Below are 10,809 nucleotides of genomic sequence, written 5' to 3'. Positions count from 1 at the left end.
ATAGCCCAACGCTTTGACCCAAAGAGCCAACATATAGGGTAGAAATAGAAAGAAGCTAAAAGTGTAAAACAACTTGAATGAGTAAGACCGGCGGCAGCGGTGAGAGCAATCCTCGAGGGCGTTAAGCAATGTAAATTCGCGCGCATAGACTGAGGCAAGGCTCCAAGGGCGCAAACAAGTAATGCGATAACCAACTCGCGAATATCAGCAAGGTCAACCGCCGACACTTACTTGCTAAAGGTCTCTCATTCAGGTTTTCTATGCCGATGTTAATCGGTAGGAATAGACTTGTGCGTGTTGACAGCGAGGATCATATCAACGCCTCGTTAAGAGGCAAAAAATTGTTGGCTAAAATTAGCGACGAAGGGTAAAGCCAACATTTTTTGTCCTTTTAAACGACTTGTTATGGCGCTACATAGTAATCATCGGGTTTGGGGGATACTAAGCCTACACTCCATTTTCTTAATGGTGATTGATTGTTCCACCAAATCAATTGTCTTGTATAAAGCATCTTAGCGACATAATCTCGAAGTTGAGCGTCATCTAGTTCAGGATGCAAATTTTCAGTTTCGAGAGCTTCAATTATTTGAGATGCATATCTTTTATTATTTTTCACTTCCCACTTTTGAGTCGTAATAGAAATCAGCGGCCCTAGAACAAGCCAAGTAACAATGAATACACACAGCAACCCTAATATGAATAAACCGATAGCCAGCCAAGAAGCCTTCCATGTAATATCTTTTTGATTTGGGCTGTGGTCTATATCGTAATCTCTAGTTCCAACACCTTTTGCAACAACGTCTACTTTTGGCTCTTCAGTGCCTTCAAACAGTATCCTAAGTTGCATAGAGTAATTACTTTTACGCTCTCTATTAATAGCTGCTGCGATAAAACTAAAATTATATGATTCTCCGTCAAAAGACATTTTCTTATCTTCGTTAACTAGGTCAGAAATTTCCTTCTCTCCAACGACTGAATACGCAACGACTTTAAAGTCATCTTTACTTTTGGGCGATATTTTTATTTTAATAGGGAGATCTTGGAACCCTTTCGTAGAGTAATTAACAATAGAAATATTGAATTTTCCAACTTTTTCCTTCTCATTTCCGTTAATTTTGAACTCTATTTTGTCATCAGGAAATTTTGGCTTTGCTATAAAGTTAGGTTCAAACTCTTTATGCACATCTAACTGTTTAATTTCTAATTGGTCTTGATAGTAATAATACTGACCAATAAATGCTAGCAGGAAACTAATTACAGCAATTATTAAATTTTTCCAGATATCACTCATGGTTGGCAGAACTCCTTTGCGCCATAACAGCTTATTAAGAGGAAAAATGCCTTGTTTAAACAAGGCATTTTTCCTCTTTTCACGCATTTAATAAAATGAAGATTACCACTTTTCCCTCTTATCATCAGCGACCTAAGACAACAATCAACAAAAACATCAGCAGAAAAGAAGCAAGCACTTGTGGAAAGGAGGAATGGCCGTTTACCTGTATATAATCACCGGAGAATTGCTGTTCACTAGCCTAATGAAAGTTGCTTGAACGGGAGGACTATCAAGAAAGCAGCAATCCAATATCGGGCTGAATCACACAGCACCCGCAAGCTTAGTATCTGATATCTCCCTCGCTCGCTCCTTCATTTATCTATGCCACAAAACTTTTTAAAATTAGTTTCGTCTTTTTCTTATCTGGTTCGTCTTATAGGTAATTCACTAATACAATGAGACCATCATGATTAAGATTGTTAGCTTTAAAATTTGCCCATTTGTTCAACGCGTAACCGCCGCTTTAGAAACTAAAAAAATTCCTTACGAGATTGAATACATTAGTTTAAAAGACAAACCTCAGTGGTTTTTAGACATGTCGCCAAATGGCCAAGTGCCGGTATTGATTACCGAAAACAACACTGCTTTGTTTGAGTCTGACGCGATTATTGAATACATCGAAGATGAGTTTGGTCCAATAGAAGCAGACGTAACCAACGAACAGCGCGCCATGGACAGAGCATGGAGTTACTTAGGTTCTAAACATTACTTAGCGCAATGCGGCACTATGAGCAGTAAAGATAAAGCCACCTTTGAAGAGCGTACTGAAAAGCTGTTTAAAGCCTTTGTAAAAGTAGAAGCGCAGCTATCTGGCACGACTATGTTCTTTAAGTCTAACCAGCAGAGCAATGTAGATATTGCATGGTTACCACTATTACATCGCGCTAACATTGTTAAGCAACATACTGGCTTCGACTTTTTATGTGGCCTGCCTAAAACGCAAGCTTGGCAAAACAATGTGTTAGCCACTGGCCTTGCTGATAAAACTGTTTCAGACGATTTTGAAGCCTTGTTCACAGACTTCTACCTTACCAATACTTACTTGGGTGGTAATGACGCTGAAGAGAAAGTGGCATGTGGCACAAGCTCTTGCTGCGGTTAGTCTAGTTAGCAAGTGTAATTACACTTAAGAAAACAACCCTCAGTTTGTATACTGCATGCTGAGGGTTTAGTGATTTCTATAAACGGCAGAGCAATTACATGAAGATTGAACAGGTGTGGCACCAATATCGACAAAGCCTAAAAGCGTTTTTACACGCTAATGTTTCTAACCCTGCCGATGTGGACGATCTTCTGCAAGAAATCTTAATTAAAACCTATCAAAACTTTAGCCAGCTACAAGATCATAGCAAGGTAAAATCGTGGTTATTTCAAGTTGCCAATCGCAGCATCATTGATTTTTACCGCCAGCGCGGCCAAGCCGATAAGCTTGAAAACAATGAGCTTTGGTATACCGAGGCGGATGAAAGTGTGCACCAACAACTGGCTAGCTGTATCTCGCCTTTTATTCATGCCTTACCCAGTGACGAGGCAGACATGTTGGTGAGTATTGAACTAGAAGGCATGGGCCAGAAAGACTACGCAGCACGACACCAGATTAAGTATTCAACATTAAAATCGCGCGTACAAAAAAGCCGTGAGAAAGTATTACAACTGTTTCAATCTTGCTGTCAGTTTTCGATAGATGCAGAGGGCCGATTGGTTGAATTTGATCCCAAGAAACCAGGCTGTAAAAGCTGCTAAAAGCGTTAGCTAATGCAATAAACCCAAGCTATTACGCCAAGGTTTACCACACTACCCGCTAGTGGGTATTAGTCGCGTTTATATAAAGCTTCTAGGGTACTCGATGCAATGGTATTGGCATTGATCATATACCCTGCCAACGCACCAGATGCATCTTGTGGTAAATCAAGCTTCTCTACCGACAACGCATGTACGGTAAATTGGTAGTGATGAACACCATGCCCTTGTGGCGGGCAAGCGCCGCCAAAGCCTTTGTAGCCATAATCATTACCCACCATTTCACTACCCATAGGCAAATTTTTCCCTTCTACATTCCCCGCATCGGAGGCGAGAGCGTTTATGCTTGCAGGGATATTTACCACTTGCCAATGCCACCAACCGCTGCCAGTAGGTGCATCCGGGTCGTATACCGTAATGGCAAAGCTTTTAGTGCCAGCCGGAGGATTAAGCCAGCTAAGTTGCGGCGAAACATTAGCACCAGAGCAGCCAAAACCCGTGAACTCTTGTTGCTTATTCATTGTTGCACCTTGAGCAATATCTGTACTGGTTAAGGTGAAGGTGTTGGCTACAGCGGGTAAAGTGCCAAATAGTGAAAAAGTAATACAGCAAACAGGTAACAAACGCATGATAGATCCTTGTTTAATCAACGAGTCACTATGCTAGCGTGCACGCTTAAGCGTAATTAGCCCTTAAACCCCCAAGTATTCGCCTTATTCGGTCATTCTGGTTTTTCTTAGTTCGGAAGGGGTTAAACCAAAGTGGCTTTTAAAGCGGTCGGTAAATCGCGAGGGGGAATGATAACCGCATTTCTCAGCAATTAAACCGATGGGTTCATCACTCGTTTGCAACAAATGTAAGCCAAGTCCCAGCCGCGCTCGGTCTTTCACTTCTTGTACGCTGGTTCCTTCTGCGTTTAACTTTCGGCGTAAGGTAGATTCGCTCATTGCAAGGTGCTCGCAGATAGTTGCGATTGATAAGTCATTGAAATGTTTATCGCGAAATAGGTCGTGCAAGCGATGGCTAACTTTAGGCTTGCCCATCATCGTGATGATTTGCCGATGCCCAAGCGAATAAAGCAAGCTTAGTATTTCTCTCTTTCTTGAGCTTTGAAGCGTTTTAGGCGCCCACAAGCTGCATTCTACAAATTGCTGTAAACACTGTTTTAAAACAGCGTTGGTTTTAGCCACAAAATAATCAGGCTTTACCTCGCTAGCCGCTGCAACGTTGCTGGGTAAATCGTTAAAGTCTTGGTAATCAAACTCAATCAACAATGCAAAATAAGAGTTACTCTTAGGAATGTTTCGCATATTAATGGCGGGGCTGTCACTTAAAAAAATGAAGTGGTCACTAGGACATGCTATTGAAGCATTTTCGCCCAGTTGTTTATTGCCATTGATCACCACAATTAATAAGGGTTTCGAGATGGGTACATTAAGCAACATTTGCTCGTGAACCGAAGAGTAAACTGAAAATGGCAATTCCTTTACGTCCATTTGGCTCACTGCTTTTTGAATACTAACCAGTAACTTTTCCATGTCTCATTCATTTAATGTTAATAAGTGTTTGCTAGCAGGCTTATTTGCGCTATTTCGATTAAAACGACCTAGCTGCAACCAAGGGCTTAAAGCACGCTTATTACTGCTTACGGTTATATGCTTGCCGTTAAAAATTACCCGTTAAAAGCTTGGCGTATCAACTTGGTGATCCGTGGGTTGCGGCGTTACGGTCATTACCTTCACACCTTTTGGTGTTTCAAAGCGATGCCATGTATTTTGCGGTACAACCATTAACTCACCGGCATTAAGGCTTAAGCTTGTTTCACCGTCTTTCGTTAATAAAATCAGATTTGTTGCCCCTTCAATCACCTGCACAATCTCGTCACCTTGGCTGTGTCGTTCCCACTCGCTGCTACCCGCATAATGCCCAATATAAATTGCACCGTTTCGGTAGAGGCACAGTTCTCTAAACGCTCCCGCTAATTCAGCCTCGCTAGAATCTGGTGTGCGGTTACCCACAAATTGCAAATGCTCGAACTGTTGGTTTAAGGCAATAACCGTTGCTTTGCTCATTCTACTATCCTCTTAATACCACTTGGCTGTTAAATCGCGACGCGCCATACGTTAGCAAGAACCGAATTAAAGTTTAGAATTAATTTACTCACGCTAATTGATAATTACCTTTAAGACCAGTAGCGTAGACCAAAGACCTAAACAATTAGTCACTTATTTAGAGAAACTTATAATGAAAAATGCCCTCGCCCTGCTCCTTGCCAGTAGCCTGTTGGTTGCTTGTGATAGCAATGAAGTTGCCGATGTCTCTCTAGGCTTACTAACCACTAAAGATATTAAAATTAGCGTGCTTAAAGATCCCATTGTTAGCGGAGTAACTTGTCATATTGCCAATGTAGAAGCTGACTTAGATTTTGCCGACCCCAGTGATATGTCTATTTCTTGCCGCCAAACGGGTGAAATTACGTCGGCTATGATTACTAGCATCGATAAATCGAAATCGGGAGAAGTGGTGTTTAAAAAGTCGAAAAGCATACTCTTTAAGTCACTTAAAATACGCCGAATTTACGATGCTGAATCGCAAACCTTAATGTATCTATCTTATTCCACTAAAGAAACCTCGGGCAGTTACAAACATAGCTTGTCTACAGTACCTCTGTGGGGAACTCAAGCTTACAGCTCGCAGATAGAAGCGACTCAATAAGTTGTTAAACAAATAACAGATATAAAAAAGGCCCTCTTCCAGAGGGCCAAACAGTACAGTTATAACGACAGTTACAGAGCGTTATTCTTTCTTTAATACCCTACTTGGCGGCGAGTATTTTTAGCTCGTTGGCTACAAATTCTACGTGTGGACCAATCACTACCTGTATTGCCGTTTTACTTGGAACAATCACACCAGGTACATGTTTTTTAAGCCCGCTTACATCAACACGGTCGCTGTCTTTTACTTCTAAACGAAGGCGTGTAGCACAGTTGTCTACAAGTACTACGTTGTCTGTTCCGCCTAACATTGTTAACACTAAACCAGCAGTTTCTGCATGGCTGCCGCCAACACTTAAGGTTTCTTCACCTTCGTCAGCGTCTTCACGACCTGGTGTTTTAAGGTTCATTTTAATAATCATGGTTTTAAACACGAAGTAGTAAACTGCAAAGAACACTAAACCTTGTGGGATTAGCATGTACCAATTAGTGGCTAATGGGTTACGTGACGACAACACCATATCAACCAAACCAGCACTAAAGCCAAAGCCTGCCATCCACTGCATAGACGCCGCAATAAATACTGAAATACCGGTGAGTAAGGCATGTACTACATATAGAACAGGCGCTACAAACATGAAGGCGAACTCTAAAGGCTCGGTAACACCAGTAAAGAAAGACGCCGTTGCTGCAGCAATCATGATTGAGGCAACTTTAGATTTGTTTTCTGCTTTAGCGGTGTGGTAAATAGCTAAGGCTGCGCCAGGTAAACCAAACATCATCACAGGGAAGAAACCCGCCATGTAACGCCCAGTTTCACCCGGTACGGCGTCAGCCGATACACTCAAAAACTTACCAAGGTCGTTAATACCAGCCATATCAAACCAGAACACAGCATTGAGTGCGTGGTGTAAACCAACAGGAATAAGCAAGCGGTTGAAGAAACCATAGATACCCGCACCAACCGACCCTAAGCCAGTAATGCTTTCGCCAAAGTGAACCAAGCCACCAAAAATAATTGGCCACAAGTACATTAATACAAAGGCAACACCAATACCGGCCACCGACGTAAGAATAGGCACTAAACGCTTTCCACTAAAAAACGATAAAGCTTTATGCAATTCTACTTGGTAGAAACGGTTGTATAACTCAGCCGCCATAATCCCGCTAATAATACCTACAAACTGGTTTTCAATTTTTGAAAACGCCAAGGTGCTAGAATCGTTTAGTACCACTAAACCAATTTGCTCTACCGCACCCGGCGACAGCAAAGTAGTAACCACCATGTAGCCAACAAAGCCTGCTAAGGCCGCGGCGCCGTCTTTATCCCGAGACATGCCGTAGGCAATACCAATGGCAAACAGTACCGACATGTTGTCGATAATGGCCGCACCAGACTTAATTAAAAAAGCCGCCAGTGCACTATTGCCACCCCAGCCGTTTGGGTCAATCCAGTAACCTATGCCCATTAAAATAGCGGCTGCGGGTAGTACCGCTACCGGTACCATTAAGGCGCGACCAATCTTCTGTAAATAGCTAAACATAGTGTCCCTCTTTATGGCTATTATTAACCAAATTCAAATTTATCAGCGGCATCTGCCAACTCGACCTTGGTGTTCAAATTCACAGCGTGTTTCGTTTAATGTTCCACCAAGAACTTAATTCGCAGTGTAAATAATTAAATTTCCTTCGCAAATAAAGCCTTCCAAAAGTGTGATCGAAACATTCATAAATTGCTTTTATGTCGCTTTTAGTCACATTTTATCCAAATCTTATTTCGCGACTAAAATTAAACTGCTAAGCTAATTTAAAATTACGTGGAGAATACCGATGAGACTCATACCTTTACTCGACAAAGAACAAGTAGGACGCTGGTCTGCACTTTATATCGCAGAGAAAATTAAGTCGTTTAATCCTAGCGAAGATAAACCCTTTGTATTGGGGTGCCCAACCGGCGGAACTCCCCTAACCACCTATAAACATCTTATTGAGCTGCACAAACAAGGCATGGTGAGCTTTGAGCATGTGGTTACTTTTAACATGGATGAATATGTTGGTATTCCAAGTGACCACCCTGAAAGCTACTACAGCTTTATGCACAACAACTTCTTCTCACATATAGACATCAAGCCAGAAAACATTAATTTACTTGACGGTAATGCCGAAGATTTGGAAGCAGAGTGCGCCAATTACGAAGCCAAAATTAGGCACTATGGGAAAATAAACTTGTTTATGGGTGGTGTTGGTGTAGATGGCCACATCGCATTTAACGAACCCGCCTCTTCACTGGCGTCGCGCACACGAGTAAAAACCCTTACCGAAGATACGCGTATGGTTAATTCGCGCTTCTTCAACAACATTGATGAAGTACCGCGTTTAGCACTTACGGTTGGCGTAGGCACCCTTCTTGATGCGGAAGAGATTTTAATATTAGTGACCGGACATAACAAAGCACAAGCCCTACAGGCAGCAGTAGAAGGCAGCGTAAATCATTTATGGACCATTTCCGCGCTACAACTGCATCCCAAAGGAATGATAGTATGCGACGAACCTTCGACCATGGAATTGAAAGTAAAAACAGTACGCTACTTTCAAGAGCTTGAAGCCAACAATATAAAGAATATTTAGGAACAACGGAATGATATACGCCCTTACCAATGCCCTGGTTTTTGATGGTAGTGAATTGTTAAACGGCTATTCAGTACTGATTGAAAATGGCCACATCACATCGGTGGTTCCTAACCAGCAAGTATCGCCACAAATAAGAAGCATTGACCTAAATGGTTCAGTGCTAAGTGCGGGTTTTGTAGATCTGCAACTAAACGGTTGTGGCGGTGTGATGCTAAATGGCGACTTTAGTACCCGCAATTTAGAGATTATGCATCAGTCTAATATTAAAAGCGGCACCACTAACTTCATGCCAACCCTCATCACTACCGATGACGAAGAGATGCAGCAAGCCGTTGAGGTATCACGAGCTCACCAACGCAGCCATGGCTCGGTTAACCTAGGATTACACCTAGAAGGCCCCTACCTTAGCGTAGATAAAAAAGGCATTCACAGCGAAGCACTGATTAGACAACTAAACCAACAGCGTTTGCGTTTTTTGTTAGACAACAGCGATGCCATTAAAAAAGTCACTCTGGCACCAGAGCATGTTGAGCTAAGTACTATAGCCGCGCTTAAAGAAGCCGGTATTTTAGTGTCTCTTGGCCACACCAATGCCAATTACCAACAAGCTAGCGAAGCCATTAATGCGGGCGCTGGTTTTGCAACCCATCTGTTTAATGCCATGAGTCCAATGACCGGGCGTGAACCAGGTGTGGTAGGCGCGATTTTTGATCACAACCTGTTTGCTGGGATCATTGTCGATGGCCACCATGTAGACGATGCCAATGTGAGAATAGCTAAACGATTATTACGCCACAAACTGTGTTTAGTGACCGACGCCACCGCTGCTGCAGGTGCCGATATCACTAGCTTTGATTTTGTTGGGCGAAAGATCACAGTACAGGATGGGATTTGCTTTGGTGATGATGGTACACTCGGCGGCTCTGCTTTAACCATGATTCAAGCAGTAAAAAACTGCGTACAATCAGTAGGTTTATCTATGCGCGACAGCCTAAGAATGGCCTCTTTGTACCCAGCAACCGCCATCAATAGAGACAAGGACTTTGGTCGAATTAAAGCAGGTTACACTGCCAACTTAACGGCCTTCGACCAAGATTTTAATGTCACGCTCTGTATTAGCGACGGCCAACTTACTCAGTTTTAAGCAAGCAAAGCATGAATGACAAATTAATCGTAAACGTAGATAAAGTTAAACAGGTAAACACCGCGGCGGTGTATGGGATGATTGACCAATTAGGTCCGATCTCTCGCGTAAAAGTAGCAGAGCAAAGCCAATTGGCACCTGCTAGCGTGACCAAAATCACCCGCCAGCTATTAGCTACCGGTTTAATTAAAGAAGTTGCCCAGCAAGCCTCTACCGGAGGACGCCGGGCTATTTCCTTAATGACCGAGCAAAGCCATTACTACTTTATTTCGGTGCGATTAGGCCGTGGGACCATGGACATTTCGCTGTTTGATTTAAGCGGAATATCTCATGCTCACAGCAATCTTGATGTGCCAGAGGTGGAACAAGACGCCCTAGTAAACACCCTGCTCAACAATATCGATAGCTTTATTCAGCAGCACCTTGAAGCTTCACAAAATCTTATTGCGGTTGCGGTTACCTTGTCTGGTTTAGTGAACCCAGGCGAAGGCACAGTGGTATACACTCCTCACTATCAGTTACGAGATTGCCCGCTAGCCAGCCTAATAGAAGCGCGATTCTCGTTGCCAGCTTATGTAGGAAACGATACCCGCGCGATGGCACTAGCTGAGCATTACTTTGGTGCAACTAAGGATGTGCTCGATTCCATTTTGATCAGTGTGCATAGCGGCACTGGTGCAGGCATTATCGTGAATGGCCAAGTATTTATGAGCCAGAATCGAGATGTGGGTGAAATAGGTCATATTCAGGTCGATCCTCTGGGCGACAAATGCCAATGTGGCAATGTAGGTTGCCTAGAAACCATTGTCTCTAATACCGCGATTGTAGAGCGATTAAAAACCCTGATTAGCCAAGGCTGCCCGTCTATTTTACAGGGTGACTTTAACATTGAAGATGTCTGCGCAGCTGCCAACCAAGGTGACATGTTGTGCCACCAAGTATTGCATCGTGTAGGTAAAATGCTCGGCAATAGCATCGCCATTACTATTAACTTATTTCACCCGCAAAAAATCATTCTAGCGGGAGAAATAATGGCGGCACAAAATATCTTATTACCCACCATTAAACAGTGTATTGAACATCAAGCCCTAAGCTCGTTTGCTGAAGACTTACCGATTGAAGCGGCACACTTTCAAAACAACCCAACTATGGGCGGATTAGCCTTAGTAAAACGCGCCCTACTTAATGGGAGCTTGCTGATTCGCTTAATTAACGAAAAAGCGCAGCAAATCGAACAGTAATTTAAG

11 protein-coding genes are annotated in these 10,809 nt (G+C 42.8%); 6 read left to right on the top strand and 5 right to left on the bottom strand.

Annotation, left to right across the window (positions count from 1 at the left end; translation table 11 throughout):
- Nucleotides 1-403: 403 nt before the first annotated feature.
- On the bottom strand, nt 404-1,354 hold the full coding sequence (locus Q4592_RS11500) for a hypothetical protein (RefSeq protein ID WP_303513040.1): 951 nt from the start codon (nt 1,352-1,354) through the stop codon (nt 404-406).
- A 385-nt stretch (nt 1,355-1,739) separates the two neighbouring features.
- Between Q4592_RS11500 and Q4592_RS11495 the strand changes: the two genes are divergently transcribed.
- Nucleotides 1,740-2,435 carry a glutathione S-transferase family protein gene (locus Q4592_RS11495; RefSeq protein ID WP_303513039.1) on the top strand — a complete coding sequence of 232 codons (696 nt, stop codon included), beginning with the start codon at nt 1,740-1,742 and terminating at the stop codon, nt 2,433-2,435.
- A 98-nt stretch (nt 2,436-2,533) separates the two neighbouring features.
- The gene (gene sigZ / locus Q4592_RS11490; RefSeq protein WP_303513036.1) at nt 2,534-3,076 is read left to right on the top strand and encodes an RNA polymerase sigma factor SigZ; all 543 of its coding nucleotides are present in this window, start codon (nt 2,534-2,536) and stop codon (nt 3,074-3,076) included.
- Between the two features lie 68 nt (nt 3,077-3,144).
- On the opposite strand, the gene Q4592_RS11485 is transcribed toward sigZ, so the two are convergent.
- The 3 genes from Q4592_RS11485 to Q4592_RS11475 form a co-directional block, all read right to left on the bottom strand.
- Nucleotides 3,145-3,702 carry a YbhB/YbcL family Raf kinase inhibitor-like protein gene (locus Q4592_RS11485; RefSeq protein WP_303513034.1) on the bottom strand — a complete coding sequence of 186 codons (558 nt, stop codon included), beginning with the start codon at nt 3,700-3,702 and terminating at the stop codon, nt 3,145-3,147.
- 84 nt (nt 3,703-3,786) lie between these two features.
- Nucleotides 3,787-4,611, bottom strand: a complete 825-nt coding sequence (locus Q4592_RS11480) for a helix-turn-helix transcriptional regulator (protein ID WP_303513032.1) — start codon at nt 4,609-4,611, stop codon at nt 3,787-3,789.
- Nucleotides 4,612-4,752: 141 nt separating this feature from the next.
- Nucleotides 4,753-5,145, bottom strand: coding sequence for a cupin domain-containing protein (locus Q4592_RS11475; RefSeq protein ID WP_303513030.1), 393 nt, complete (start codon nt 5,143-5,145; stop codon nt 4,753-4,755).
- 172 nt (nt 5,146-5,317) lie between these two features.
- On the opposite strand from Q4592_RS11475, the gene Q4592_RS11470 reads away from it, so the two are divergent.
- The gene (locus tag Q4592_RS11470) at nt 5,318-5,788 is read left to right on the top strand and encodes a CreA family protein (RefSeq protein WP_137674700.1); all 471 of its coding nucleotides are present in this window, start codon (nt 5,318-5,320) and stop codon (nt 5,786-5,788) included.
- Between the two features lie 100 nt (nt 5,789-5,888).
- Here Q4592_RS11470 and nagE read toward each other — a convergent pair whose 3' ends face one another.
- The gene (nagE, locus tag Q4592_RS11465; protein WP_137674699.1) at nt 5,889-7,331 is read right to left on the bottom strand and encodes an N-acetylglucosamine-specific PTS transporter subunit IIBC; all 1,443 of its coding nucleotides are present in this window, start codon (nt 7,329-7,331) and stop codon (nt 5,889-5,891) included.
- A 286-nt stretch (nt 7,332-7,617) separates the two neighbouring features.
- Here nagE and nagB point away from each other — a divergent pair, with 286 nt between their 5' ends.
- Genes nagB through Q4592_RS11450 form a run of 3 tightly spaced genes read left to right on the top strand, consistent with a single transcriptional unit; the run spans nt 7,618 to nt 10,803 of the window.
- A complete protein-coding gene (nagB, locus tag Q4592_RS11460; protein ID WP_137674698.1) occupies nt 7,618-8,415 on the top strand; it encodes a glucosamine-6-phosphate deaminase in 798 nt (265 codons plus the stop codon).
- Nucleotides 8,416-8,425: 10 nt separating this feature from the next.
- Nucleotides 8,426-9,562, top strand: a complete 1,137-nt coding sequence (gene nagA / locus Q4592_RS11455; protein WP_235836253.1) for an N-acetylglucosamine-6-phosphate deacetylase — start codon at nt 8,426-8,428, stop codon at nt 9,560-9,562.
- 11 nt (nt 9,563-9,573) lie between these two features.
- On the top strand, nt 9,574-10,803 hold the full coding sequence (locus tag Q4592_RS11450; RefSeq protein ID WP_303513026.1) for an ROK family protein: 1,230 nt from the start codon (nt 9,574-9,576) through the stop codon (nt 10,801-10,803).
- Nucleotides 10,804-10,809 lie beyond the last annotated feature (6 nt).

Origin of the sequence: Agarivorans sp. 1_MG-2023, assembly GCF_030548385.1 — a bacterium.
In the GTDB taxonomy this organism is placed as follows: domain Bacteria; phylum Pseudomonadota; class Gammaproteobacteria; order Enterobacterales; family Celerinatantimonadaceae; genus Agarivorans.
The sequence above is the reverse complement of the archived record's forward strand: the minus strand, read 5'-3'. Positions and strand labels throughout refer to the sequence as shown.